The following is a 25,423-nucleotide window of genomic DNA, read 5'->3' as shown; positions in this document are numbered from 1 at the left end:
CTGAGCGTATCAGCGGAGGCGCCCTTCCGATGGCTCAGCGTTTTTTTGCCGAGAGCGGTATCACGTCTTTGACGTTCGCGAGCCCGGTGGGCTGGGGCGGTAAGTAACCCCAGTCCGAGTCCGCGTCGTCGCGATTCCCCCCATCGTTCGCGGGCGAGGCGTCCGCGGCCGCCTGCCGTTCATCGTTTAGCGCTGCGTGATGTGCCGGAGGGGTGGCCCGGGTAGAGCCGTTACCGCCCGCATCGGCGCGTTCGCGCCTACGGTGCCGAAGCACGAACTCCGCGACGTGGCCAACATGCTCGCTCGTGACGACCGGCGCCGAATCGAGCGCGGCCCACGCCCGCGCCGCGCGTAGCATGACGAGATCGGCGCGCAGGCCGTCCACGGCCGCCTCGATACAGCGCGTGCTGATCGCGTGGTGAACGTCGTCCGCGAACGGCAACGCGGGCAGCGCGGCCCTCGCCTCTCGAATCCGCTGCGCCAACCGGTGCTGCGCTTGCGCATACGATTCGCGCAGCGCATTGGGATCCGCATCGAAAGCCATTCGAACCTTGACGATGCGCTGTCTGACGTCGGCGTCGAAGCAATTCTCGAGTTGCACCATCAACCCGAACCGATCGAGCAACTGGGGACGCAACTCGCCTTCCTCTGGATTCATCGTACCGATCAGCACGAAGCGAGCGGCATGGCTATGCGAGATGCCGTCGCGCTCGATCAAGTTGATGCCGCTGGCCGCCGCATCGAGCACGACATCGACCAGCGCATCGGGCAGCAGGTTTACTTCGTCGACGTAAAGCACGCCTCCGTTCGCGCGCGCCAGCAGACCCGGCGAGAATTTGACCTCGCCTCCTCGCAGGGCTTCCGCAAGGTCGAGCGTGCCGACCACGCGATCTTCGCTCGCGCCGAGCGGCAACGTGACGAACCCGCCGTCCGGCAGCAATTCCGCCAACGAGCGCGCCGCCGTCGATTTAGCCGTGCCGCGCGGCCCGCTCACGAGCACGCCGCCGATCGACGGATCGACCGCCACGAGCAGCAATGCGTCGCGCAGCGCGTCTTGACCGACCAGCGCGCTCAATGGAAAAGGCGGCGGCACCGCGCCGGCGGCGGGGGCATTCGATCGGTTCACGATGACCTCTGTTCGATTCGCTGCTCGCTGTCCAGCAGGTGTTGTTCAATCTGCGCCCGGTATGCGCCGGGTTCTTGCCACAAACCGCGTTCGATCGCTTCGAGCAAACGCTCGCAAATCGAATGCAGCGCATGTGGGTTGTGTTGCTCCATGAAGCCGCGCGTATCGGCATCGTTCAGGTAGGCATCGGTCACGAGGGCGTACTGATGATCCGAGATCACGCGCGCCGTTGCGTCATAGCCGTACAGATAATCCACCGTGGCGGCGATCTCGGCCGCTCCCTTGTATCCATGCCGTTTTACGCCGTCCAGCCACTTCGGATTGACGACGCGCGAGCGAATCACGCGGGCGATTTCCTCGGTGAGCGGCCGCACGCGCGGCGCATCGGGGTGGCTGTGATCGGCATGGTAAAGCTGCGGCTGCTGCCCGGAGAAATGCCGCACGGCCGCCGCCATGCCGCCTTGGAACTGGTAGTAGTCGTTCGAATCGAGTAGATCGTGTTCGCGGTTGTCCTGATTTTGCAAGACGACGTCGATGCTGGCCAGCCGCGTGGCAAATGCGCCGTGCGCCTCGTCGCCCGCGCTCGCCGATGCATAGGCGTATCCGCCGAAAGCGCGATACGCGTCGGCTAAATCCTCGTCGGTATCCCACGCTTTCGTGTCGATCATCTGCTGGAGCCCGGCACCGTACGTGCCCGGTCTCGAGCTGAATACGCGCCAGCCCGCGCGTTTGCGGGCCTGCTTCTCGTCGAGACCGCGCGCGATCCACGCATCGCGTTCACGCAGCACGCGCGCACGAATCGGATTGACTTCCTCGGGCTCGTCGTCGAGTTCCGCGACGGCTTGCACGGCCGCATCGAATAGATGCATGACGTTCGGAAACGCATCGCGGAAAAATCCCGACACGCGCAACGTGACATCGATACGGGGCCGTTCGAGCACACCGGCCGGGAGGATTTCGAAATCGGTCACGCGGTGGCTGCCGGGCGCCCATTTCGGCCGTACTCCGAGCAACGCCATCGCTTGGGCGATATCGTCGCCCCCCGTGCGCATGGTGGCCGTTCCCCAAATCGACAGGCCGATCGCACGCGGATAATCGCCATGCTCCTGCAGATGACGCTCGAGCAACTGGCGGGCCGATTTGAGACCCAAAGCCCAAGCCGCCTGTGTCGGAATCGAACGCGTATCGACGGAGTAGAAGTTTCGTCCCGTCGGCAAGACGTCGGGCCGGCCGCGCGAGGGCGACCCGCTCGGCCCGGGCGGCACGAAACGACCCTCGAGTCCGCGCTTCAGATGCCGCAGTTCCTCGGGCCCGCAGGCGGCAAGCCGCGGCAACAGATCGTCCCGGATGCGATCGAGCACGAGGCTCGTCAGCGGGAGAGTGTCAATCGGCAAGCCATGAGCGTGATCGCGTACCACGCTCACGCTGCCGTCACCCAGGGCGATACGCATCCGTGCGTCGAGCAGTTGCTGGGCCAGCAGTTCAAGCCGTTCGCGCGTATCCCCGTTGTGACGCCATGGGGTCTCGCTCACACGTTCGAGTAGCGCGGGACGCGGCCCGCCCCAGGCAGTGGACCACTCCGCCGTCAACGGATCGAACAGATGATCGATCTGTAGGTCCTTGGCGAGCGCGTCGATCAAGCCGGCGTTTTTCCCTCGCCCGTCCCCCACGGGAAAGCGCGCGAGCGCGAGCAGCGTGTCGCGCCGCTCGCGCCCCGCCGGCGAACGGCCGAAAATGTGCAGACCATCGCGAATCTGAGCTTCCTTTAATTCGCACAGCCATGCATCGACGCGTGTCAGTAAAGCGTCTTCTTCGTCCTGCCCGGCCGGCTTGGCGATACTGAGCTCTTCATGCAGACGATGCTTGACGATCGTGTCCAGGATCGTGCCGCGCAGCAGCTTCGCTCGACGCGCATCGACCATCAATGCTTCGTAATACTCGTCCACCTGCCGCTCCAGGTCCTGCAACGGCCCATACGATTCGGCGCGCGTGAGCGGAGGCATCAAATGGTCGATGATGACCGCGTGCGCGCGCCGCTTCGCTTGGCTCCCTTCGCCGGGATCGTTGACGATGAACGGATAAAGATGCGGGATCGGGCCGAGCGTCAGATCGGGCCAGCAGCTATCGCTCAGCGCGACGCTTTTGCCGGGCAGCCATTCCAGGCTGCCGTGCTTGCCCACGTGAACGAGCGCGTCGATGTTGAAAACGTGACGCAGCCAGAAGTAGAACGCCAGATACGCGTGCGGGGGAACGAGGTCGGCATCGTGATAGCTCGCGTAGTCGCCCGCCACGCGCGAGCGCGAGGGTTGAATGCCGACGAAAACACGCCCGCACCGCCATCCGGAGATCATGAAGCGCCCCTGGCGCACGGTCGGATCGCGCTCGGGCGGCCCCCAGCGGTCGCAAAGCGCGTCTTGCACAGCCGCCGGCAACGCCGCGAACGCCGCGCGGTAATCGTCGAGCGAATAGCTTTGCAAGGCCGGGCGCAGGTCGCGTACGGCGGGGTCGTTCGTGACGCCTTGCGTCAGACGCGCCATCAACGCTTGACCGTCGCTCGGCAAGGCGTCGAGACGATAGCCCTCGTCTCGCAGCGACGTCAAGATTTCGACGACCGATGCCGGCGTATCGAGCCCCACGCCGTTGCCGATGCGCCCCTCGCTGACGGGATAATTCGCGAGCACCAACGCGAGCCGTTTTTCTTCGTTCGGCGCGGTGCGCAGCCGGCACCAGCGGCGCGCGAGTTCGGCAACGTACGAGACGCGCTCCGCATCGGGCTGATAGCGAACCACGTCTACTTCGGTATGCGGGCAGCGGTACGCGAGGCCTTTGAAGCTGATCGCCCGCGTAATGATGCGGCCGTCCACCTCGGGCAGCGCGATATGCATCGCGATATCGCGCGAGTTGAGCCCCTGATTGTCCTTGAGCCAATCGTCGCGATTGCCGCCGCTGAGGATGACTTGCAAGACCGGGGCGTCGATGCCGAACACGGGCCATTGACCGTCTTCGGGCGTCGAAGCCGCGAACGCCGTCGTGTTGAGGACGAGCCCCACCTCGTGCTCGCGGCACAGCTCGGTCACCAGCGCGTGGCTGACCGCATCCTTGAGCGAGGTAATCGCGATCGGTAGCGGATTGAGGCCGCGTGCTTCCAACGCGTCGATCAGCGCATCGAACACGGCCGTATTCGATGCCTGCAAATGCGCGCGATAAAAGAGAATCGCGACGACGGGCGCGCCGGCGGACCACCGCGCTTGCCAATCGGAAATCGCCGGCCGGTCGCGTTCCGGGTGATAGAGCGTTGCGTTCGGAACGGGGACCGGCAACGGCGGCTCCTCGCCCCAACCGAGCGCGTGCCAGGCGATGGCGCATAAAAACGCCTCGGCATTGGCCGGGCCGCCTTCGCGCAAATAACGCCACAAGCGCGTACAAAATTCGGGGCTCGCCGTGCTCTGCGCGATCAAGTTCGGATCTTCCTGCAAATCGCCCGAGAACATGACGAGCGTCTGGCCCTTGCGCCTCGCCAATTGGACGACGCGTTCGATCCCGTAGGGCCAATAGGCCTCGCCGCCCAAGTGATCGATGACGACGACCCGCGCATGCTGCAGGACATCGTCGACATAAAAATCGACGGAGGCCGGTTGACGCAAATACGTGACGTTGGTCAGCCGCAGGCTCGGAAAACCCTCGCCCAATCGCTCGATCACGCCGGCCAGCAGCGACAGCGTCGTATCGGCCGAACTAAGCACGACGATATCGCCGGGGCGCTGATCGATGCGAACGACGCCCGCCGTGTCGTCGACGAAGCCACCCGGAACCGTTCGCAGCAAATGCATCTCAGGATCCCCGGCGAAACCGGTCAGGCGACGGCGCTCGCCGCGGCGAGCGCTTCATCGAAGTCGCGCTGCAGCCGCGCTGCATCCAAGTCTTCGCCGATCAGTACGAACTTGCTCGCACGCGGTTCGTCGTCGCGCCAACGGCGGTCGAAATAGCTGTCGAATCGTTCGCCCACGCCCTGGATGACGAGCCGCATCGCCGCGCCAGGCAGCGCAGCGAATCCCTTCGCCCGATAGATCGTATGATTGGCGACGAGGCGCTTGAGCGCGGCGATCGCGCCGTCACGCGAGGCCGGCGCCCCCGAGACGACGACGGAATCGAACTCGTCGTGATGATGATCGGGATCGTCGGCCGAGCCGTGGTGATCGGGCCGCGCGTCGATCGTCGTTTCCGAAGCGGCGTTCAAGCCCAGCAACACCGATAGATCGAGCCTGCCGTTGCTGGCCGGCACGATCTTGACGTGAGCGGGAATATCTTCGCGGATCAGTTTCGACGCGGCCGCTTGCGCCGCTTCATCCATTAGATCGGTCTTGTTCAGGATGACGAGATCGGCCGCGCTCAGTTGATCCTCGAATAGCTCATGCAACGGCGATTCGTGGTCGAGATTCGGGTCGCTCTTGCGTTGCGCGTCCACGGCGTTCGGATCGTCGGCGAACTGCCCGCTGGCCGCGGCGGGTCCGTCAACCACCGTCACGACGGCATCGACCGTGAAGCTGTTGCGGATCGACGGCCAATTGAACGCTTGCACGAGCGGCTTGGGAAGCGCGAGCCCCGACGTCTCGATCAAGACGTGATCGATCGTCGAACGGCGCTCGACGAGCGCTTCCATGACCGGGAAGAATTCCTCTTGCACGGTGCAGCACAAACAGCCGTTCGCGAGTTCGTACAGTTGGCCTTCGCGCTCTTGTCCAGTTTCATCGCATCCGATGCCGCAGCCTTTGAGAATCTCGCCGTCGATCCCCAGTTCGCCGAATTCATTGACGATGACGGCAACGCGCAAGCCGTTCGCTTGAGACAGAATGTGACGCAGCAGCGTGGTTTTACCGCTGCCGAGAAAACCCGTGATGACGGTCACGGGGATTTTGCGCATGGTGGTCGACATGGTGGACAAAGGTGATTGAGCGCTGATGGGCCGACAGAACGCCGCCTTCCCGCAGCACGCTGTCTTCTTCTCCGGCCGGTATCCGGGCTGGCGATCGCACCGCTTCACCTTCCCGCGCCCGCGAGGGCGCAGTGGTCTAGCACATGCATGGGGCTGCATGTGTCGAAGCCGGGCGTGTATCGCACGAGGCGCGATACGTTCGCTTACCGTTGCGGGGGCAGCACAGGCAGGTTGTCACGACACGGATCGTGCCCAACCGCTGTTTCCCGTTTAACTGCGCATGTTCGAACGCATGCGCGAGCACCAGATTAGTCGCGAGTGTAGGTATGTGAGACGGAGCCGTCAAGGAAACCGGCCGGCGGCATCGCGCGCCGCGGGGCCTGTGGTATCTTCGTTTCCCCCAGTCTGCCGCCTTTCGTCAAGATGCAACCTCGCCTCGGGGCCCTGTGCGCCTTACTCACGTGCCGTCGGAAACACGGCGCGGCAAGGCCCTCGCGCACGGTTAGCGCGCTTTCCGTTACAAGGAGGCGGCAGTGAGCCGAGCGTGGCTGATCGGGGCGGGGCCCGGCGACGCCGAACTGATGACCGTCAAGGCCATGCGCGTGCTCGCACTGGCCGATGTCGTGCTCGTGGACGATCTGGTCAACCCTGACATCCTCGATATGGCCCGTGCCGACGCACGGATCGTTCATGTCGGCAAACGAGGAGGCAGTCCCTCGACCCCACAGGACGAGATCATCGCTGCGATGCTCGCGCATCTGCGAGCCGGCCGCAGCGTGGCGCGCCTGAAAGGCGGCGATCCGTTCGTATTCGGCCGCGGCGGCGAGGAACTGGCGGCGTTGCGCTCCGCCGGCATCGAAGTCGAAGTGATCAGCGGCGTGACGGCCGGCATCGCCGCGCCCGCCTCGCTTGGAATTCCGATCACGCACCGCTCGATGGCGCAAGGCGCCGTTTTCGTCACGGGCCACGGAGCCGACGGCCAAGAGCCCGACTGGCGGGCCTTGGCGGCTACCGGCTTGACGCTGGTCGTCTACATGGGCATTCGTCGAGTGGACGATATCGCCGCCGCCCTGCTGCAGGCCGGTATGTCAGCCCAGACGCCTTGCGCGGCGATCGAATCGGCCACGTTGCCGGCGCAGCGCGAGGTCCTGACTTCCTTGGGCCGGCTTGCCGCGCAGGTGCGCGAAGCGGGACTCGGGTCGCCCGCGATTCTCGTGATTGGCCGCGTCGCCGCGCTGGCCCGAACGGGCGAAGCGCCGACGAGCGAGAAATCGTTGACGGTCGGCCTCGGGTTTCGCCGCGGCGTGACGGTGGATCAGATCGAAGCAGCCCTTTGCACGACGTTGGCACCGAGTACACTGGCCGACGTCTCATGCGTCGCCACGCTCGACGCGAAGGCCGGCGAACCGGCCCTCGTGGCCTTTTGCGACCGCCACCGGATACCGCTGGTCACGTTTTCGGCGGCCGACATTCGAGCCTGCTTCGACTTGAACCCATCGTTGCCGAGGTCGTCGCACGTTCATGCCCATCTCGGCGTGGACGGCGTATGCGAACCATGTGCCCTGCTGGCGGCGAAAAACGGTACGCTGATGCGCAAAAAACAAGCGCTGGACGGGGTGACGGTCGCGGTCGCCGGTCCAGAGAAAGCGAACACGCGGGAACGGCCGCATAACGCGCATAACGAATAGGGACACCATGAAGACGGACAACGAATCGCATCTGCGCATGACGCAGCGGCGCCGCGAAGGGCATGAGAAAAAGCAGGCATCCGCCACGCTCGAGAAAGGCTTGCTGATCGTGCATACGGGCAACGGCAAAGGCAAGAGTACGGCCGCGTTCGGCATGGCCGTGCGCATGCTCGGGCATGACGAGCGCGTCGGCGTCGTGCAGTTCATCAAAGGTGCGCTGCATACGTCGGAGCGCGATTTTCTAGGCGCGCATGCGAAATGCGACTTCGTCACGATGGGCGACGGCTATACCTGGAACACACAGAACCGCGACGCCGACATCGCCACGGCACGTAAAGGCTGGGATCAAGCGGTGGCGATGATCGAGAGCGGCGACTACCGCATGGTGATCCTCGACGAACTGAATACCGTCCTCAAGTACGAATACCTGCCGCTCGACGAAGTCCTCGGCGTGCTGACGGCTCGTGGGCCCATGCAGCATATCGTCGTGACGGGCCGTCATGCGCCCGATGCGCTCATCGAAGCGGCCGATCTCGTCACCGAAATGCGCCTCGTCAAGCATCCGTATCGCGAGCAAGGCGTCAAGGCGCAACGCGGCGTGGAGTTCTGACCGTGCCGTCATGCCCTGCCCTCTTGATCGGCGGCCCCGCGTCGGGACAAGGCAAGACGACGGTGACCGCGGGCCTTGCGCAATTGCACCGCCGGCTCGGGCGAATCGTGCGCGTGTTCAAGACGGGGCCCGATTTTCTCGACCCGATGATCTTGGAACGCGCGAGCGGCGCGCCCGTGCAATCGCTCGACCTATGGATGGTCGGGGAAGCGGCGTGCAGCCGGCTGCTGGCCGAGGCCGCCGAAGAGGCCGATTTGATTCTGATCGAGGGAGTCATGGGGCTCTTCGACGGCAAGCCTAGTAGCGCCGATCTCGCGGCACGCTTCGGCGTACCCGTCGCGGCCGTGATTTCGGCGCAGGCGATGGCGCAAACGTTCGGCGCGCTCTCATTCGGCTTGGCGCATTTCCGGGACGACGTGACGATCCATGGGGTACTCGCCAATCACGTCGGGTCGCCGCGTCACGCGCAAATGCTCGAGGAAAGCGTGCCGCGCGATATTCGTTGGCTTGGGCATCTGTGCCGCTCGGATCGGATAGCCCTGCCCGAACGTCATTTGGGCCTGCATCAAGCGGGCGAGATCGACGAACTCGACGCGCGTATCGAATTGACCGCTCGGGCCTTGGCCGATACGGCGCTCGCGCAGTTGCCGCCGCCCGTCTTCTTTGAACCGCAAGCACCGCTCGCAGTGCCGAAGTCGCTCGACGGGATGCGCATCGCAATCGCCCGCGACGCCGCGTTTTCATTTATCTTTCCGGCCAATATCGGTCTGCTCGAAACGCTCGGCGCACAGGTCGCGTATTTTTCGCCGCTGGCGAACGAACCCGTTCCCGACGGAGCGGACGCGCTCTTCCTGCCCGGCGGCTATCCCGAGCTGCATGCGGCGACGCTGGCCGCGGGCACTCGGGCCGCGGCGTCGATTCGCGCACATGCCGCAGCCGGTAAGCCGATCGTGGCCGAATGCGGCGGCATGCTCTATCTGCTCGAAAGCCTGACCGATGCAAACGGCGACCGCACGCCGATGGTCGGCTTGCTGCCGGGGCAGGCGACGATGCACGAACGGCTTCGAGGCCTCGGCATGCAGGCGCTAAATTCGAAATACGGCGTCATGACGGGACATACGTTTCATTACTCGAGCATGACGACCGATATGACGCCGGAGCGGCACGCGTTTCGGCCGCAGAGCGACGCCGTAGGCGAGCCCATGTATCGGATGGGCTCGATCGTCGCCACGTATATGCACGGGTATTGGCCGTCGAATCCGGGGTTTGCCGCGGCGTTGTTCAAGGGTGGCGCGTTTTAATGAATGTTTGCCCCGAACTATCCGCGCTCGCGATTCCTCACCGCCAACCGCTCGAGCATCGCCAGCTTGTCTTCATCGCTCGACGATTTCCACGCCTTGATTTCGGCGCGCGTACGCAGGCACCCTTCGCAATAGCCGCTAACCTGATTTAGGCGGCAGACGTCGATACAAGGCGAACCGACAGGCGTCAGTACGCGCGCGGCTGCGATCGCATCCGCAAGATCTTGGTTTCGATTGCCGACTTCTTCGTTTTGCATTAACCCTGCACCTCGGACTGAACCGACTTCAACGCGCCTTCCAAGCGCACCCATGCCGGTTCGTCCGCGGGAAGACCGAGCCTGATCCCCGGTACGACATCGAACCGGCGCACCCATATGCCTCTACGAGCGAGACCGTCCTGCCAACTTTGCGCCCGCGCCGTTTTCACCCAGGAAAAGAGCGGCGTACTCGCCACTGCCGCATGATGCCGCCGAAGCAGACCCGCGAGGCGCTCGGCGCTGGCGATCAAGGTATTCCTGGTTTGCGCTTGCCATTCGGTATCGAGTAACGCGGCGCGAACCACCACGCGCGCGGGACCCGATACGCTCCAAGGACCGCGCGCCGCGCGCATAGCTTCATCGATACGCGCGCCGGCCAGCACGAAACCGGCGCGCGCGCCGGCCAGCCCATAGAATTTCCCGATCGAGCGCAGCACGATCAATCCCTCCCGATTCGCGAAACGCGCCACACTGAGATCCGGCATCGATTCGATAAAGGCTTCGTCGACGACCAACGTCCCGCCGCGCGCGGCAAGCGCCTCGCACCACGCCATGACCTGTTGCGCGTCAAATCGCTCGGCGCCGGGATTGTTGGGGTTCACGAGGATCAGATGCTTCAAGTCGGCGGGCAACGGGCGCGCGGGATCGAGCACGAACGAGCCGGCTTGGCCTATGTCCGCAAGCTCCGGTGTGACGAACCGCGACACGGGAAAACCGGCACGCTCGAATGCGGGTGCGTACTCGCCATACGTCAATAGCCCCACGCCCACTCGCCCTTTCGGCAACACCCCCGGCAACATGCGAATGGCGGCTTGCGTCCCCGCTACCGCCAGCGCTCGGGCAGCACCGTAGTGCTCGGCCGCGATCGCCTCCAAGTCGTCGTGGTCGTCGGGAAGCCGGATCCATGCTTGCGGATCGATGGGCGGAACAGGATATCCCTGCGGGTTGATGCCGGTCGATAGGTCGATCCACTCCTCGCGAGGAATGCCATATCGGGCCGCGGCTTCTCCAAGATTGCCGCCGTGCGGCACGGGGCGAGGATGCGATAAAGAAAGCATGGACTGTCGTTAGTAGAGGATTGCGACGGCAGCAGCCGACACAGCCATGGCCGCGAGCCAGAGCCCGATCGAGCGCTTCACGAGCGACAGCGCCCGCCCGATGTCGGCGGCTCGGGGCGTCTGCCCGCACCCGAGCACGGGCCGCGGCTCGAGCGCGCCGTGGTACCAGGCGGCCCCGCCGCAAGCCACGTCGAGACTGCCCGCGCCGCTCGCCATCACAGGGCCCGCGTTCGGGCTATCCCAAGCCGGTGCTTGTGCGCGCCAACATGCGAGCGCCTGTCTCGCGTTGCCGCATAAAGCGTACGTGAGCGCCGTCAGGCGCGCGGGCACGTAGTTCGCCGCGTCGTCGAGGCGCGCGGCCGTCCAACCGAAGTAGCGCATACGAGGCGTGCGGTAGCCCCACATCGCATCGAGCGTGTTGACGAGGCGGAACGCAAGCGCTCCGGCGCCACCCGCGACGACGAACCAAAAAAGCGCGCCGAAGATGGCGTCGTTGCCGTTCTCCAGCGCCGACTCGATCGCGGCTTTCGCCACGGCCGACTCGTCGGCCTGGGAGAGATCGCGGGTCACGACGCGCGAAGTCAAGGCGCGCGCCAGCGGAAGATCGCCCGCGCGCAAGGCCGGCTCGACCGGCGCGATGTGATCGACGAGGCTGCGCGCACCCAACGCGAACCACAGCGCAACGACATGGATCGGCCACGTCACGGCCGTCGGCAGCACCCGCGTGAGTATGGCCAGCACGGCGACCGGCGGAACCACGGCCAGCAGCCAAGCCGCAAGTCCGGCAACGCGGGCTCGCCAAGGGAGCGATGCCGGTGCGTCGACTAGGTCGTTGTCGTTGCCGGCACCATGCGCGGCACGGCGATCGGGGTTCATTGCCCTTTCGATCCGCGCGGCCCACTTGCCGAACGCGACGAGCGGATGCGCGCGCGAGGGCTCGCCCAATAGCGCGTCCATCGTCACGCCGGCAAAACAGAGCGCACAGGTAACCGGGGCGGAAAGTCCAATCATTCGATGTTCATGAAAGCGATCTGGCGGAGCCGTCGGCAAGTGCTCATTCAAAGCGGTCATTTACAGCGCTCGCGCGGCAAGCCGCTCGGCGGGTGACATAATACGTCCCCCGCGCAATGCACGGGTTCTTTGCCGTATGAAACGACAGGACGAGTTAGATGGCTGACATGGCTGGCATGTTGATGGTCCAAGGCACGAGTTCGGATTCGGGCAAAAGCACCGTCGTGGGCGCATTGTGCCGCATCGCCGCGCGCGGCGGCCTGCGCGTCGCGCCGTTCAAGCCGCAAAACATGTCGCTGAACAGCGCCGTCACCGTCGACGGCGGTGAAATCGGGCGCGCCCAGGCCTGGCAGGCGCTCGCGGCCGGCATCGCGCCCGAAGTCGATATGAACCCGGTCTTGCTCAAACCGAACAGCGACATCGGCGCGCAGGTCATCGTGCACGGCCGATCGACCGGCAACCTCGACGCCCGCGCCTATCACCACTACAAACCGGTCGCGCGTCAAGCGGTGCTCGAATCGTTCGCGCGGCTGCGGGCCAAGTCGGATCTCGTGCTGGTGGAGGGCGCCGGCAGTCCGGCAGAGGTCAATCTGCGCGAAGGCGACATCGCCAACATGGGGTTTGCGACGGCGGTAGGCTGCCCGGTCGTGCTCGTCGCCGATATCGACCGCGGCGGCGTATTCGCTCAGATTCTGGGCACCTTGGCATGCTTGGCCGAAGACGAACGCGCTCTCGTGAAAGGCGTCATCATCAATAAGTTTCGAGGCGACGTATCGCTGCTGCAACCCGGAATCGATTGGATCGAGGCGCAAACAGGCAAGCCCGTGCTCGGCGTGGTGCCGTTCGTTCCCAACTTGTGGCTCGATGCCGAGGATGCGTTGCCGAAACAGCGGCACGGTCAACGGGCGCCCGATGACGCGCTGCGTGTGGTCGTTCCCGTACTGCCGCGCATCAGCAACCATACCGACTTCGATCCGCTGCGCGCTCACCCGCAAGTCGATCTGCGCTTCGTGCGCATGGGCGATCCGATTCCGGCGGCCGATCTCGTCGTCTTGCCCGGGAGCAAGAGCGTCCAGCGCGACTTGCACGCGCTGCGCCAGAACGGCTGGGAGCCGTATTTGCGCAAGCACTTGCGATACGGCGGCAAATTGATCGGCATTTGCGGCGGCCTGCAAATGCTCGGCCGCGAGTTGCGCGACCCGCTCGGGCTCGAGAGCGAGGTCCATTCGACGCCGGGGCTCGGATTGCTCGATTTCGTGACGACGCTCGAACCGCACAAGCAACTCGTCAATACCACCGGCGCGCTTTTGCTGAGCGGTGCCGTGCCGGTGCGCGGCTATGAGATTCATATGGGCGTGACCGAAGGCGCGGCGCTCGCCCGCCCCGCCGTTCGTCTGCAAACCGGCATCGGCGATGGCGCTCTCTCCGAGGATGGACAAATCCTGGCGACGTACTTGCATGGGTTGTTCGATTCGCCCGAGGCATGCGAGGCGCTGCTGCGCTGGGCCGGCAAGGACGATGCCGTGCGCGTCGATCACGAGGCTCGCCGTCTTGCATCGATCGAGACACTCGCGGATGTGGTGGCTCGGCACGTGCGCTTAGAGGGCCTTTGGTGAAGCGTTTGCCCGATTCGGACGACACGGCGCTTTTTGGCGAGCCTTGACAGCAACGGCGTTCAGTTCGTACGCTCTTACCCCGATGGTTCCCTTCACCGGGATCAAAAGGGAACGCAGTAAAGGCGCATTGCGCTTCGAGTCTGCGGCTGCCCCCGCAACTGTAAGCGGCGAGTCTGTGCCAACGTAGACCACTGGGACACCGGGAAGGTCGGCACGGGCGTCGACCCGCGAGCCAGGAGACCTGCCATCCTCCGAGGTCCATGCAGCCGCGACGGGCGGGGTGTCCCGATGCGCAAGCGCCGTTTGCCGTGGCGCCCGTTGCAAGGACAGCCCGACCTCAGGATCCTTTATGTCCACTGTTTTGCAACCGGCCGCCGTGGGCGGCGGACTCCGCCGCCGTGTCGTCGCCGTGTACTGCCTGCTTGCGCTATTTAACGTCGGCGCCTGGGTATGGGCGTACGTCGCGTTTCGCGCGCATCCCCTGCTTCTATCCACCGGGCTCCTTGCGTACGGCTTCGGCCTTCGTCATGCCGTCGATGCGGACCATATCGCCGCCATCGACAACGTCACACGCAAATTGATGCAGGACGGACAACGGCCGGTCTCGATCGGCTTGTTCTTCGCGCTGGGTCACTCGGCCGTGGTGCTGCTCGTGTCGGCGGGCGTCGCGCTCGCCGCGGTCGCCTTGGAACACCGCGTCAAGGCATGGCGCGATTTCGGTGGGATGATTTCCACAGGCGTGTCGGCCTTGTTCTTGTTTCTGATCGCCGCCATGAACATCGTCATTTTGCGCGGCGTCTGGAAGGCATTCGGTCGCGTGCGGCGCGGCCAGGCGTACAGCGACGACGATCTCGATCTGTTGCTCAATAGCCGCGGCTTGCTGGCGCGGCTCTTCCGCCCGATGTTCCGGCTCGTTTCCCGGCCGGCCTGGATGTTTCCGCTCGGCTTCCTCTTCGGCCTCGGGTTCGATACGGCCACCGAGGTCAGTTTGCTCGGTCTATCGGCGAGTCAAGCATCCCAAGGTATCTCGCTCGGGGTCGTGCTGGTCTTTCCCGTATTGTTCGCGGCGGGGATGTCGCTCGTCGACACCACCGACGGCGTACTGATGCTCGGCGCTTACGAGTGGGCGTTCGTTCGGCCGATTCGCAAGCTGTACTACAACCTCACGATCACGCTCGTCTCGGTGGTGGTGGCGCTCTTGATCGGCGGCATCGAAACGCTCGGGCTGCTTTCCGGCCGGCTCAAGCTGCAAGGCGGATTCTGGGAGACGATCGGCATGCTCAACGAGAACTTCGAGCACTTAGGGTTCGTGATCATCGGCGTATTCATCTTCGCTTGGTTGGCCTCGTTCGTCGTGTATCGGGTAAAGGGATACGACCGGCTCTGCTGATCGCAACCCACCGCGGCGCTTTAGGCCGAATAAGCCCCGTCGGGCCCGTTGCGCAGCGTCGCGACCACGCGCCCCAAGCCCTCCCGCAAGGCGTCGTCGTCGCTCGCGGCGCCCAAGCTGATCCTCACCGCATGCGGCGCGGATCCTCGGCCGATGACGAAACTGTCGGCTGTCTTGACGAGTACGCCGACCTGCCGCAGCGCCGCGGCGAACTCCGAGGCACGCCATGGCTCGGGCAGCGATAGCCAAAGATGCGGACTCGCTCGATCCGTCCGATAGGCGACCCCCTCGAGGATTCGAGCGGCGATCGCTTGCCGGGCATCGATTTTTTCGCGTTGTAACGCGACGAGTCTCGCCACCTCTCCTGCGTCGATCCAGCGAGCGACGATCTCGGCATTGAGCGGCGCGGTCATCCAACAATCGCTGCGGATGACGGCCAAGATTTTGCCGACCCAATCTTGCGGCGCATGGACGTAACCGATCCTCAAGCCGGGCGCGATCGCTTTCGACAAGCTGCCGACCGCGATGCCGCTTTCGGGAAGACGCGCTGCGATCGACAGCGGCGGCGCATCGAGCAGCGCCGCGTGCACCAAATCCTCGATGACGACCAGATGATGGCGGCTCGCGATCTCGGCAATCGCATCGCGGCGGGCGTCCGAGAGCGTCGCCGTCGTCGGGTTGTGCAAAGTCGGAACGCAGAACAAGGCGCGCGGCGCCAGCATTTCGCACGCTCGCTCGAGACTCGCGGGCACGATGCCCTCGTCGTCGATTTCGACGCCGACGAGATTGAGGCGCAACTGCCGGGCAAGCGCGACAATACCCGGATAGCTGAGCGCCTCGGCGAAGATGGTGTCGCCGGGCCGCAGCACCGCGCGCAGGACGCAGGCGATCCCATGTTGCGCGCCTTGCGTGACCAATACACGCTCGGCCGGGCCCGGGCACCCCATCTGCGTCAGCCAACGCGCTCCCGCTTCGCGATGCGCGCGTTTGCCGCCTTCGGGCTGGTAAAGCAGCAATTCGCCGCCGAGCCGCTCGTCGGCCGCGACCGCACGCAGGGTGGCGCCGAACAAGTGCGCTTCGGCGGTCGGCATCGGTACGTTTTGCCCGAGGTCGATCGACCTTGCCGTCACGGCCGGGCCGTGCCCGGTACCGATGGCGGCGCCGCGTTCGCTATGCGAGGGGACGACGCGCGGCCGGTCGAGCGCGCCGATCCCGTCGGCGCCGGTGTCGGGTTCGGCCACATACGTGCCGTCTCCGACGCGCGCGATGACCATGCCGCATCGTTCGAGTTCGTCGTAAGCGCGGCTGACCGTGCCCGTCGTCACGCCCAATTTTTTCGCCAGCAGACGATGCGCGGGGAGTTTCTCACCCGGCAGCATTTGCCCACCGCGTATGGCTTGCACGTAAGCGCGCGCAATCATCTGATATTTCGGCTCGTTGCTGCCGCGCTGCAAAGCGGGGATCCAACCGTTCATGGCGTATGTCCGGGTCTCGGGGATAGCCGGGCGACCCGGCTCGTTCGGTGCCATTATCGCGCCCATTTCGCCGAATTGAAGGCGGTCAATTACTTCAATTGACTCCATTGAGGGGGGCATATTGACCCTCTACGATGGCCCGACAGACCAAGAAAGGAGACAGTCGCCCGCGGCATAGCGCATCCTCGCGCGCCCGGCCCGGCTGACGACCATGGCGAACCGCATCGAACGCATCGACGTCACGCATCACCGGCTGGCGCTGGACCCAGCTTTCCCTGCTTCGTGGGATAGCCGGCCGCGTCGCTGGTTTCCGGCCACGATCGTGCGGGTGCAGGACGACGAAGGCCGCATCGGAATCGGGTCGGGCGACGCCATGTACGGTTTCGACGATTATCGGCATCTCTTCATTGGGACCGATCCGCTCGATCTAACGCGCCACAGCGCGGTCATCGAAAACGTCAGTTTTCATGCGGGTCGTCTCTGGCCGCTCGACGCGGCGCTGTGGGACCTCGCCGGCAAGATCCTCGGTAAGCCGTGTTGGCGAATGGCCGGCGCCCGCGCGAGCGGCGTGCGCGCCTATGCGTCGTCTGGCATTCATCGCTCGCTCACGGACCTCGCGCACTGGGCGGAGCATGTCGTGGCGCGCGGTTTCCCCGCCCTGAAGATTCGCTTCGGCCGCCCACGTCTCGCCGACGATCTCGCCGCGCTGGCCGCCGTGCGCGAGGCGGTGGGCGAGCGCATCGAGATCATGGTGGATTGCAACCAAGGCTGGCGCATGGCTTGGGACACGCAATCGCCGTGGCGTGCGGACGAGGCGTTGGCCGTCATCCGGCAAATGGAGCCCTACCGCGTCTATTGGGTCGAGGAGCCGCTGCATCGCGGCGACTACTCCGGCTACGCTTGGCTACGTCGTCAGGCCGGCGTACGGATCGCGGGCGGCGAACTCACGCGCGAGATGCACGAATTCGAAGCGCTGCTCGAACACGATTGCCTGGACGTCTATCAGCCGGACGTGGTCTGCACGCTGGGCCTTGAAGGCGCCCGCCGGCTGACCGCGCAAATCGAGGAGCGCGGGCGGGTGTTTACGCCGCATACGTGGGGCAACGGTATCGGCCTTGCCGCGAATCTGCATGTCGCGGCGGGAGCGTCGAATGCGCCCTTCGTCGAATTCCCGTACGACCCGCCAGAATGGGCGCCTTCGCGGCGGGACTTCCCGCTATCGACACCGCTCGATATCGACGAGCACGGTTGGATCGAACTCGGCGAGGCTCCCGGCCTCGGTATCGAACTGAACGAAGCGGTGCTTGGCGCGACGCTGGCCGCCACGAGCCGCTACGACTGAGTTCACCTAGCGCGATCGCGCACCCTCGTCGCTCGACGCGACCCATTAATCCAACAAAACGGAGACATGAAGATGAATCGCATGACCACGCTCGTACGGGCCGCCTGGCTGGCCGTCCCGCTCGCCGTCGCCTCATTGCCCGCGCATGCGGCGGGCTCCTGGTGCAGCCAGGGCAAAACCGTTCGCATGGCGGGCGTCACTTGGGAAAGCGGCAGCTTTACGACGGAAGTGCTGCGCTATGTATTGAAAAACGGCTATGGCTGCGCGACCGACACGGTGCCGGGCAGCACGGCCGCGACGGAAACGGCGCTCTCGCGCAACGATCTGCAAGTGTGGGGCGAGCAATGGACGGGACGCTCGGAGATCATTGCGGGCGCGGTCAAGGCCGGCACCGTCAAGCTCGTTGGCGATACGCTGCCCGGCGGCACGAAGGAAGGCTGGTACGTGCCCGATTACGTCGTGCACGGCGATCCCAAGCGCGGCATCAAGGCGAGTGCTCCGGCGCTTGCCTCGGTCGAAGATCTGCCGAAATACAAGGCGCTGTTCGTCGACGACGAAGAACCCGACCACGGCCGCTTCTTGAACTGTCCGTCGGGTTGGGATTGCGAGCGAGTCAACACGCGGCTGCTCAAGCTGCTCAAACTCAACGACGACTACACGAATTTCCGCCCCGGCACGGGCGCGGCCCTCGACGCGGCGATCTCGTCGGCCTATCAGCGCGGCAAACCGATTCTGACCTACTACTGGGAGCCCGCGGCATTGATGGCGAAATACAAGTTCGTTCAACTGAAAATGCCGCCGTTCAACGAGGCCTGCTGGAAAACGCTGCGCGAAGAGAACAGCCCGAATCAGTGCGCCTCTTCCTACCTCGTGTCGCATCTGAAGATCGGCGTATCGACGCCGTTCTATCAGGCCGAACCCGACGTGATGAACTTCTTCTCGAAGGTGAGCTTCCCGCTCGAATTCCTCAATTCGACGATTCTCGACATGACCGAACACAAGGTCGACGCCCAGACGGAAGCCGTCAAATTCCTCAAGGGACATCCCGACATGTGGAAGCCGTGGGTCCCGGCCGACGTGGCGGCCAAAGTGGAAAAATCGCTCGCCTCTTGAGTGCGGCGATCCAACGATAACAAATCGATGAATGAGTCGCGCGTCGCGGCTTTAAAACAAGGAGACAGTTGTGAGGAAACACATTTTCGCCACGATGCCGCTTGCGCTCGCCATAGCGGGCGCTCACGCGCAGAGCAGCGTGACGTTATATGGGATCGTCGATCTCGGCGTCGATTACGCGAACAATGTCGCAAGCGGTGCGAACGGCCAGCTCGTGCCGGGGGCAGGCGCCAAGCTCGTCCAGATGCAAAGCGGCGTGCCGGCCGGTAGCCGTTGGGGCGTGCGCGGAACGGAGGATCTCGGCGCGGGCTACCAGGCAATCTTCCGCCTCGAAAGCGGGTTCAATGCGGCGACCGGCGTCCAAGGCGGCGGCCTCGCTTTTTCTCGCAACGCCTATATCGGGCTCAAGTCGGATCGCTACGGCCAGTTGACGTTCGGCAAGCAGTGGGATGCTGCGGTCGATCTCGTCGAACCGTTCTCGTTGAACGGTCAATACGGCGGCTGGTATTTCGCCCATCCGAACGATATGGACAACCTCGACAACGGCTATCCGGTCAATAACGCCGTCAAGTACGTGAGTCCGAACTTGGCCGGCTTCACGTTCGAAGGACATTATTCGCTCGGCGGCCACGCCGGACAGTTTTCGAACGACGTCACGTATAGCGCCGCCGCGCAATACGCACACGGTCCGTTCAGCGCCGGCGTCGGTTATCTGCGCGTGAACAATCCGATCACGTCCGTCGCCGGCTACGGCAGCGGCGGCGGATACGTGAACGCGGTATTCGGCGATGCGCTCGCCAATGCGCGCTATCAAGGCATCGTGTCGGCGGGTGCGGCCTATACGATCGGCGCCGTCAAACTGATGGCCGATTATTCGAACGTCTATTTCGGCTCGATCGACGGCACGCACAATCTTCGCTTCGAAAACTACGAAGTGTCGGGCATCTATACCGTCACCCCCGCGCTCACGCTCGGCCTCGGCTATACCTATACGACCGGCCACGATCGCGTCGTGGATACCGATCCGAAATATCACCAAGCCAATTTGATCGCACAATACAGCCTGTCGAAGCAGACCTCGGTCTATGCGATGGGCTCCTACCAGCACGCCGCAGGTTCCGCGCAAAACGCGCAGATCACGGGCTTCAACCCGTCGTCCACGCGCAATCAAGTGGTCAGCCGCTTGGGCATCACCCACACGTTCTAACGAATGGCGCGCCGCCCCCCGGCGCGCCTACTAGCATCGAGGTCTTTCATGCGACGTCTGCCCTCCCTGTCCGCACTGCGGGCGTTCGAAGAGGCCAGCCGAACGCTGAGCTTCACGAAGGCCGCCCAAAATTTACACGTCACGCAAGGCGCCATCAGCCGTCAGATTCGCTTGCTCGAGGATTACTTGGGCACGCCGTTGTTCATGCGGCATCATCACCGGCTCGAAATCACGCCGGCCGGCAAGCGCTTATTGCCGACCTTGCAGGCCGCGTTCGACAGCATCGCGCATACGCTCGACGCAATCCGCTCCGATCCGTCGAACAATCTGCTCAGCGTGAACGCCGCGCCCACGCTCGCGACGCGCTGGCTGACGCCGCGCCTGCGCGACTTTCAAACGCGCTTTCCGGAGTTGCGCATTTCGATCACCAACGAATATGGGCCGCTGCATGGCGGCGAGCGCAACGAAGATTGCCAGATCCGGTTCGGCGTGGAGCCGCTCCCGGGCGCGAACAGCACGCTGTTGATGCGCGAGCGGCACGTGCTCGTGGGCGCGGCGAGCGCATTCGCTCAAACACCGGGCGATGAAGCCGCGCTGCGAGACGTGTTGCTGCGGCATCCCTGGCTTTATATCCTCGACATCGACCGGCGGCTCCTAGTATGGGAAGCCTGGCTCGATAGCGCGAAGATCGACGTGGAGATGGCGCGGGCCGGCGAGCTCGAATTCAGTACCCTCGACCAAGTCATCCACGCGGCCGTGGCAGGCCTCGGCATCGCGGTTGCCGATCGACATATGATCGAACCGGAGCTCGCGAACGGCAGTTTGATTCAGTTGAGTCCGATCGAAGTGGCCGGCCCGGCCGGATATTGGCTCGACGTACGCTCCGAAGTGCAAGACACGCAACGTGTGCGGCACTTCAGTCAGTGGCTCATCGAGCATTACGCCGGCTAGGCCCGGCCACTGCGCTCAGGCTAAACCGCCCATCATCATGTACTTCATCTCGAGGTACTCGTCCAGGCCGTATTTCGAGCCTTCGCGGCCGAGGCCCGATTGCTTCACGCCGCCGAACGGCGCGACCTCGGTCGAAATGATGCCTTCGTTGATGCCGACCATGCCGCTTTCGAGCGCTTGGCCCACACGCCACACACGGCCGACGTCGCGCGTGTAGAAGTAGGCGGAGAGCCCGTAGTCGGTGTCGTTCGCGGCTTGAATCGCCTCTTGCTCCGTCTCGAAGCGAAAGACGGCCGCCACCGGGCCGAAGGTTTCCTCGTGAGCGAGCAGCATCCCGCCGTGCGCGCCGGCGATGACCGTCGGCTCGTAGAAGGTGCCGCCGAGCGCATGGGGGCGGCCGCCTACGATGACTGTCCCGCCGTTTTCGCGCGCGTCGGCCACGTGGGCTTCGACCTTTTGGAGCGCCGCGCGGTTGATGAGCGGCCCTTGCGTTGCGCCGGGCTCCATGCCGTTCGTCACGCGAAGTCCGCGCACCGCTTGCGTGAGCTTGTCGACGAACGCATCGTGCACGCCCGACTGAACGAAGAACCGATTCACGCAGACGCACGTTTGTCCCGTGTTGCGAAACTTCGAGGCCATTGCGCCGGCGACCGCCGCATCGAGATCCGCATCGTCGAAAACGATAAACGGGGCGTTGCCGCCCAACTCCAGCGATATCTTCTTTACGCTATCGGCCGCAGCGCGCATGAGCAGTTTTCCGACGCGCGTGGAGCCCGTGAAGGAGATCTTGCGCACGGCCTTCGACGCCATCAAAGTGTCGCCGATGGCCGGCGCATCGCCCGAGACGACATTGAAGACGCCGGGCGGTACCCCGGCCCGCTCGGCTAGAACGGCCAGCGCCAGCGCGGACAGCGGCGTTTCCTCCGACGGCTTGAGCACCATCGTGCAGCCGGCCGCGAGCGCGGGACCGGCTTTGCGCGTAACCATCGCCAGCGGGAAATTCCATGGCGTGACGGCGCCCACGACCCCCACCGGCTCTTTCGTCACGACGATACGCGCGCCGGCCTTCGGCGCGGGAATGACGTCGCCGTACGCGCGGCGCGCCTCCTCCGCGAACCACGTAAGAAAGCTGGCGGCGTAGGCAACTTCGCCCTGCGCTTCCGCGTAAGGTTTGCCTTGTTCGGCGGTCATGATGCGCGCGAGGTCGTCGCGGTGGGTGAGCATGAGGTCAGCCCAGCGGCGAAGCACCACGGCGCGTTCGCTAGGTGTCGTCTCGCGCCAGGTCGCGAACGCGCGCGCCGCCGCGGCAACCGCATGGAGCGCTTCGCGCGCCCCCGCGCGGGCAACGTCGGCAATCGGCTGCCCGCTCGCCGGATCGAGCACTGCGTAGGTCGCGTCGCCGTCGATCCATTCGCCGTCGATATAGCTCGACGTGCGCCATAGGCCGGCGTCAAGGAGCCCCGCGATCATGCCGCGATCTCCAAGCGGCGCGACGGCCGCGGCGTGCGCGCGATACGCGCGGTCACATAATCGTTGATGACGTCGCACGGCGTGTAGTTGCGCTCCAGTTCATAGCGTTCGTCCGCATCGAGTTGCGTGTCGAGCGCGGCAAGCGCGCTGTCGAGTTGCGCAACGCTGTCGGCGCCCACGAGCATCGATGCGACGCCCGCTCGCCCGAGCACCCAGGCTTGAGCGATCTGCGCGCAAGGCACGCCGCGCGCGAGGGCGACCTCGGCCACCGAGCGGGCGATATTGCGCGAAGTCTCGTCGTCGTACATCTGCACGGTAAAGAAGTCGGTCTGATTGCGGACCGATTGCGCATCGCCCGACAGCAAACCGCGCGCGAGCGGACTGAATACCGATACTCCCACGCCTTGATCGATGCAAAACGGAATCATTTCGCGCTCTTCTTCGCGGTAAGCGCAATTCAATTGCAATTGCATGTTGATCGGCTTGGCGAAACCGTACCGCTCGCACACCTGCAAGATCTTCGCGAATTGCCACGTGAACATCGTCGAGACGCCGATATATCGCGCCTTGCCCGCCCGTACGATGTCGTTGAGCGCATCCATGGTTTCTTCGACCGGCGTATTCACGTCGAAGTAGTGCAGCATGTAGATATCGACGTAATCGGTCTGCATCCGGCGCAGCGAGCCGTCGATCGCTTCCATGACATGCTTGCGCGAATGTCCTTGATTGTTCGCGCCCGCGCCGATCGGATAGCCGACCTTGGTCGTCAGCACCAGTTCGTCGCGTTTTGCCAAACGGCGCACGATGCGCCCGACGACTTCCTCGCCGACGCCCGTGGAATAAAAATCGGCCAGATCGATGAAGTTGATGCCGGCGTCCAGCGCCCGCGCGACGATCGGCTCGCTTTGAGCCTCGTTCATGATCCACGGCTTCCAATCGGGCGTGCCCATATTCATCGTACCGAGGCAAAGGCGCGATACCTTGAGCCCCGAGCGGCCTAGTTGAACATATTGCATGATCGTTACCTCGTCTCGTGGCCGCGGCTTACGCGTTGCCTGTTTTGGGCGTGTAGAAAGGATTGCTGATCTTGTCGCGAATCGCCGCGAGCCGGTCGAGGTCGGGCAAGCCGTTCATCGCGGCATGAATCGCCGTTTTGCAGGCCTGGTAATTGTTCTCGTAGACGACGTCGAGATCGTCGCACGCCCAATTCACCCAGTTCGCCGTGACGATGCACCACTCGTTCTCGGCTTCCGGGGGCAGCGTGCCGTCCAACATCGCTTCGGTCACCGCTTTGGCGATCGCCGCCTGGGAAGCGCCCCAGGTTGCGTTGCCGTGTAATTCGCCGCGAATGTCGGCCTTATTCACATACAACGTGACGGGTTTCACGGGTACGTTCGGCTGAGCCACCACCATGAACGGAACGTGTCCCTGCGACGGCGACGAGAGGCTTCCCGTAAATGCTTGCCCAACGGGGCCGTTACGCGGGCCGATCATGATGTTGATATGAGCGGCGTTCACGCCGGGTCCCGCGAATCCTTCGCCGATATACACCTGCAATGCTTTCATCTTGCTCTGTCTCCTATTGAGCGTCGTTGACGCCGCGCCGAGGCGCTCCGCCGAATCGCACCCTTCGTGCGCGTCGTGAGCAATTGCAGCATAGGGATCGGACGCTCAAAAGCTATGAATTCTCATGGAGGTATGAGGCGGACTCATTGCACGCAACGGTTGCCGGCAGCATGAGATCTTGTAATGATTCGATGACTATTCTTGGCTTCGCAAGCGCGAGCGCTCCCGTTAGACTGCGCTCGACTATCCAAGAAACGCAGCCTCGCGGCTGACGATTACATCCCGGAAGGGAGGAGACGAGGTCGTCATGAATTCGCTTTTTCTGCACCTGTCGATCGCCGACGGGGTCAACAACGCGGTCGCCGTGTTCGTCCAACGCTACGGCGACGCGTTTCACGACTTCAGCGTTGCCATGCTGCGCGACGTATTGGTGCCCCTCGAAGGCCTGCTGCGCGCGACGCCGCCCTGGCTCGTCCTAGCCGCCGTGGGGCTGCTCGGCTGGCACGCGTCGCGCCGCATCGGCGTTGCGCTGATGTTCGTCGCCCTGCTCTATTTGATCGGCTGCTTCGGGCTTTGGGACAAGCTGATGCAGACGTTCGCGCTGATGTTCGTGGCGACGATGATTTCGGTGGCGCTCGGCGTGCCGATCGGGATCGTCGCCGCGTCGAGCCGAAGATTGCGGCGCGTGCTGTTGCCCGTCCTCGACGTGATGCAAACGCTGCCGAGCTTCGTCTATTTGATCCCGGTGCTGATGCTGTTCGGGCTTGGCAAAGTCCCGGCGATCTTTGCCACCGTCGTCTACGCGTTGCCCCCGCTCATTCGTCTGACGGATCTCGGCATCCGCCATGTGGACGGCGAGATCGTCGAAGCGGCGCGCGCCTTTGGCACGACGCGTTGGCAACTGCTGTTCCAAGTCCAATTACCGCTCGCGCGGCCGAGCATCATGGCCGGCATCAACCAAACGACGATGATGGCGCTCTCGATGGTCGTCATCGCATCGATGATCGGTTCTCGCGGGCTCGGCGAAGACGTGCTCGCCGGCATTCAGACACTCGACGTCGGCAAGGGCACCCAAGCGGGCATTGCCATTGTGATCTTGGCGATCGTGATCGACCGGATCAGCCAAGGCTATGGCGAAGGCAGCCGTATCCGTCGGCTCAGGCGGCAACAGCAGCCGGCGCGCACCTCGTCGCGCCGCGCGCGCGACGAAGGGACCGGAAATCAGCCAACGGCGGACGACGGCCTCACCGGTCAACCCGTGAAGTCATAGCCGGCGGCCGCGACGAAGGCGGCAACGCGGCAAGCAAGT

General features: G+C 64.3%; 20 protein-coding genes, 1 pseudogene and 2 riboswitches. Of the genes and pseudogenes, 11 read left to right on the top strand and 10 right to left on the bottom strand.

Annotated features, from left to right (window positions below; genetic code table 11):
* Positions 1 to 34: 34 nt before the first annotated feature.
* Genes DXT59_RS24430 through cobW form a run of 3 tightly spaced genes read right to left on the bottom strand, consistent with a single transcriptional unit; the run spans position 35 to position 6,047 of the window.
* A complete protein-coding gene (locus tag DXT59_RS24430; RefSeq protein ID WP_116140058.1) occupies positions 35 to 1,126 on the bottom strand; it encodes a magnesium chelatase ATPase subunit I in 1,092 nt (363 codons plus the stop codon).
* Positions 1,123 to 4,956 (bottom strand): cobaltochelatase subunit CobN, encoded by a 3,834-nt coding sequence (cobN, locus tag DXT59_RS24425; protein ID WP_116140056.1) that lies wholly within the window; start codon positions 4,954 to 4,956, stop codon positions 1,123 to 1,125. Before cobN ends, DXT59_RS24430 begins: the two co-directional genes overlap by 4 nt.
* A 23-nt stretch (positions 4,957 to 4,979) precedes the next feature.
* The gene (gene cobW, locus DXT59_RS24420; RefSeq protein ID WP_275895789.1) at positions 4,980 to 6,047 is read right to left on the bottom strand and encodes a cobalamin biosynthesis protein CobW; all 1,068 of its coding nucleotides are present in this window, start codon (positions 6,045 to 6,047) and stop codon (positions 4,980 to 4,982) included.
* A 68-nt stretch (positions 6,048 to 6,115) separates the two neighbouring features.
* Positions 6,116 to 6,382, bottom strand: a riboswitch (cobalamin riboswitch).
* 210 nt (positions 6,383 to 6,592) lie between these two features.
* On the opposite strand from cobW, the pseudogene cobA reads away from it, so the two are divergent.
* The 4 genes and pseudogenes from cobA to DXT59_RS24405 all read left to right on the top strand — a co-directional run.
* A pseudogene (gene cobA / locus DXT59_RS31520) lies at positions 6,593 to 7,300 on the top strand (uroporphyrinogen-III C-methyltransferase); the annotation flags it as partial.
* Positions 7,274 to 7,747, top strand: coding sequence for a cobalamin biosynthesis protein (locus DXT59_RS31515; protein ID WP_420823426.1), 474 nt, complete (start codon positions 7,274 to 7,276; stop codon positions 7,745 to 7,747). The pseudogene cobA and the gene DXT59_RS31515, both read left to right, overlap by 27 nt.
* A gap of 7 nt (positions 7,748 to 7,754) precedes the next feature.
* Positions 7,755 to 8,357, top strand: a complete 603-nt coding sequence (gene cobO, locus DXT59_RS24410) for a cob(I)yrinic acid a,c-diamide adenosyltransferase (RefSeq protein ID WP_116140050.1) — start codon at positions 7,755 to 7,757, stop codon at positions 8,355 to 8,357.
* Positions 8,358 to 8,359: 2 nt separating this feature from the next.
* Positions 8,360 to 9,658: a cobyrinic acid a,c-diamide synthase CobB gene (locus DXT59_RS24405; protein ID WP_116140048.1), complete on the top strand. Its 1,299-nt coding sequence runs from the start codon at positions 8,360 to 8,362 to the stop codon at positions 9,656 to 9,658.
* A 17-nt stretch (positions 9,659 to 9,675) separates the two neighbouring features.
* Here DXT59_RS24405 and DXT59_RS24400 read toward each other — a convergent pair whose 3' ends face one another.
* The 3 genes from DXT59_RS24400 to DXT59_RS24390 are packed head-to-tail and all read right to left on the bottom strand — an operon-like array spanning position 9,676 to position 11,984.
* The gene (locus DXT59_RS24400; RefSeq protein ID WP_116140046.1) at positions 9,676 to 9,915 is read right to left on the bottom strand and encodes a DUF1289 domain-containing protein; all 240 of its coding nucleotides are present in this window, start codon (positions 9,913 to 9,915) and stop codon (positions 9,676 to 9,678) included.
* Positions 9,915 to 10,973 carry a threonine-phosphate decarboxylase CobD gene (gene cobD / locus DXT59_RS24395; protein ID WP_116140044.1) on the bottom strand — a complete coding sequence of 353 codons (1,059 nt, stop codon included), beginning with the start codon at positions 10,971 to 10,973 and terminating at the stop codon, positions 9,915 to 9,917. Before cobD ends, DXT59_RS24400 begins: the two co-directional genes overlap by 1 nt.
* A 9-nt stretch (positions 10,974 to 10,982) precedes the next feature.
* On the bottom strand, positions 10,983 to 11,984 hold the full coding sequence (locus DXT59_RS24390; RefSeq protein WP_116140042.1) for a CobD/CbiB family cobalamin biosynthesis protein: 1,002 nt from the start codon (positions 11,982 to 11,984) through the stop codon (positions 10,983 to 10,985).
* A gap of 167 nt (positions 11,985 to 12,151) precedes the next feature.
* Between DXT59_RS24390 and DXT59_RS24385 the strand changes: the two genes are divergently transcribed.
* Together DXT59_RS24385 and DXT59_RS24380 are read left to right on the top strand one after the other, a co-directional pair.
* Positions 12,152 to 13,600 (top strand): cobyric acid synthase, encoded by a 1,449-nt coding sequence (locus tag DXT59_RS24385; protein WP_116140040.1) that lies wholly within the window; start codon positions 12,152 to 12,154, stop codon positions 13,598 to 13,600.
* A 66-nt stretch (positions 13,601 to 13,666) separates the two neighbouring features.
* Positions 13,667 to 13,863: riboswitch (cobalamin riboswitch) on the top strand.
* A gap of 86 nt (positions 13,864 to 13,949) precedes the next feature.
* A complete protein-coding gene (locus DXT59_RS24380; protein WP_116140038.1) occupies positions 13,950 to 14,990 on the top strand; it encodes a HoxN/HupN/NixA family nickel/cobalt transporter in 1,041 nt (346 codons plus the stop codon).
* A 20-nt stretch (positions 14,991 to 15,010) separates the two neighbouring features.
* Here the strand turns inward: DXT59_RS24380 and DXT59_RS24375 are convergent, their stop codons facing one another.
* Complete coding sequence (locus DXT59_RS24375; protein WP_240324655.1) at positions 15,011 to 16,465, bottom strand: aminotransferase-like domain-containing protein; 1,455 nt, start codon at positions 16,463 to 16,465, stop codon at positions 15,011 to 15,013.
* Between the two features lie 211 nt (positions 16,466 to 16,676).
* On the opposite strand from DXT59_RS24375, the gene DXT59_RS24370 reads away from it, so the two are divergent.
* The 4 genes from DXT59_RS24370 (at position 16,677) to DXT59_RS24355 (ending at position 21,078) form a co-directional block, all read left to right on the top strand.
* Entirely contained in the window at positions 16,677 to 17,807 is a 1,131-nt protein-coding gene (locus tag DXT59_RS24370; protein WP_116140036.1) for a mandelate racemase/muconate lactonizing enzyme family protein, read from the top strand.
* A gap of 72 nt (positions 17,808 to 17,879) precedes the next feature.
* Positions 17,880 to 18,920, top strand: a complete 1,041-nt coding sequence (locus DXT59_RS24365; protein ID WP_240324654.1) for an ABC transporter substrate-binding protein — start codon at positions 17,880 to 17,882, stop codon at positions 18,918 to 18,920.
* 94 nt (positions 18,921 to 19,014) lie between these two features.
* Entirely contained in the window at positions 19,015 to 20,127 is a 1,113-nt protein-coding gene (locus DXT59_RS24360; protein ID WP_116140034.1) for a porin, read from the top strand.
* 48 nt (positions 20,128 to 20,175) lie between these two features.
* Positions 20,176 to 21,078 carry a LysR substrate-binding domain-containing protein gene (locus tag DXT59_RS24355; RefSeq protein ID WP_116140032.1) on the top strand — a complete coding sequence of 301 codons (903 nt, stop codon included), beginning with the start codon at positions 20,176 to 20,178 and terminating at the stop codon, positions 21,076 to 21,078.
* 15 nt (positions 21,079 to 21,093) lie between these two features.
* Here the strand turns inward: DXT59_RS24355 and DXT59_RS24350 are convergent, their stop codons facing one another.
* From DXT59_RS24350 to fae, 3 genes are read right to left on the bottom strand one after another with little or no spacing between them, the layout of a single operon-like run.
* The gene (locus DXT59_RS24350; RefSeq protein ID WP_116140030.1) at positions 21,094 to 22,548 is read right to left on the bottom strand and encodes an NAD-dependent succinate-semialdehyde dehydrogenase; all 1,455 of its coding nucleotides are present in this window, start codon (positions 22,546 to 22,548) and stop codon (positions 21,094 to 21,096) included.
* On the bottom strand, positions 22,545 to 23,564 hold the full coding sequence (locus DXT59_RS24345; protein WP_116140028.1) for an aldo/keto reductase: 1,020 nt from the start codon (positions 23,562 to 23,564) through the stop codon (positions 22,545 to 22,547). Before DXT59_RS24345 ends, DXT59_RS24350 begins: the two co-directional genes overlap by 4 nt.
* Before the next feature lie 28 nt (positions 23,565 to 23,592).
* Entirely contained in the window at positions 23,593 to 24,114 is a 522-nt protein-coding gene (fae, locus tag DXT59_RS24340; protein WP_116140026.1) for a formaldehyde-activating enzyme, read from the bottom strand.
* 307 nt (positions 24,115 to 24,421) lie between these two features.
* On the opposite strand from fae, the gene DXT59_RS24335 reads away from it, so the two are divergent.
* Positions 24,422 to 25,384 (top strand): ABC transporter permease, encoded by a 963-nt coding sequence (locus tag DXT59_RS24335; RefSeq protein ID WP_116140024.1) that lies wholly within the window; start codon positions 24,422 to 24,424, stop codon positions 25,382 to 25,384.
* The last annotated feature ends 39 nt before the right edge of the window (positions 25,385 to 25,423 follow it).

This window comes from Trinickia diaoshuihuensis, from assembly GCF_003390925.1.
In the GTDB taxonomy this organism is placed as follows: Bacteria; Pseudomonadota; Gammaproteobacteria; order Burkholderiales; family Burkholderiaceae; genus Trinickia; species Trinickia diaoshuihuensis.
Note: the sequence above shows the minus strand (reverse complement) of the source record. Positions and strands in the feature narration are given on the sequence as shown.

Excerpts from the sequence above, each read along its gene's own strand:
- DXT59_RS24350 (WP_116140030.1), bottom strand. The coding sequence starts at position 22,548 with ATGATCGCGGGGCTCCTTGACGCCGGCCTATGGCGCACGTCGAGCTAT.
- cobW (WP_275895789.1), bottom strand. The coding sequence starts at position 6,047 with ATGCGCAAAATCCCCGTGACCGTCATCACGGGTTTTCTCGGCAGCGGT.
- cobD (WP_116140044.1), bottom strand. The coding sequence starts at position 10,973 with ATGCTTTCTTTATCGCATCCTCGCCCCGTGCCGCACGGCGGCAATCTT.
- DXT59_RS24370 (WP_116140036.1), top strand. The coding sequence starts at position 16,677 with ATGGCGAACCGCATCGAACGCATCGACGTCACGCATCACCGGCTGGCG.
- DXT59_RS24385 (WP_116140040.1), top strand. The coding sequence starts at position 12,152 with ATGGCTGGCATGTTGATGGTCCAAGGCACGAGTTCGGATTCGGGCAAA.
- cobO (WP_116140050.1), top strand. The coding sequence starts at position 7,755 with ATGAAGACGGACAACGAATCGCATCTGCGCATGACGCAGCGGCGCCGC.
- DXT59_RS24335 (WP_116140024.1), top strand. The coding sequence starts at position 24,422 with ATGAATTCGCTTTTTCTGCACCTGTCGATCGCCGACGGGGTCAACAAC.
- DXT59_RS24400 (WP_116140046.1), bottom strand. The coding sequence starts at position 9,915 with ATGCAAAACGAAGAAGTCGGCAATCGAAACCAAGATCTTGCGGATGCG.
- DXT59_RS24380 (WP_116140038.1), top strand. The coding sequence starts at position 13,950 with ATGTCCACTGTTTTGCAACCGGCCGCCGTGGGCGGCGGACTCCGCCGC.
- DXT59_RS24390 (WP_116140042.1), bottom strand. The coding sequence starts at position 11,984 with ATGATTGGACTTTCCGCCCCGGTTACCTGTGCGCTCTGTTTTGCCGGC.
- fae (WP_116140026.1), bottom strand. The coding sequence starts at position 24,114 with ATGAAAGCATTGCAGGTGTATATCGGCGAAGGATTCGCGGGACCCGGC.
- DXT59_RS24365 (WP_240324654.1), top strand. The coding sequence starts at position 17,880 with ATGAATCGCATGACCACGCTCGTACGGGCCGCCTGGCTGGCCGTCCCG.
- DXT59_RS24345 (WP_116140028.1), bottom strand. The coding sequence starts at position 23,564 with ATGCAATATGTTCAACTAGGCCGCTCGGGGCTCAAGGTATCGCGCCTT.
- DXT59_RS24360 (WP_116140034.1), top strand. The coding sequence starts at position 19,015 with ATGCCGCTTGCGCTCGCCATAGCGGGCGCTCACGCGCAGAGCAGCGTG.
- cobN (WP_116140056.1), bottom strand. The coding sequence starts at position 4,956 with ATGCATTTGCTGCGAACGGTTCCGGGTGGCTTCGTCGACGACACGGCG.
- DXT59_RS24375 (WP_240324655.1), bottom strand. The coding sequence starts at position 16,465 with ATGAACGGTTGGATCCCCGCTTTGCAGCGCGGCAGCAACGAGCCGAAA.
- DXT59_RS24355 (WP_116140032.1), top strand. The coding sequence starts at position 20,176 with ATGCGACGTCTGCCCTCCCTGTCCGCACTGCGGGCGTTCGAAGAGGCC.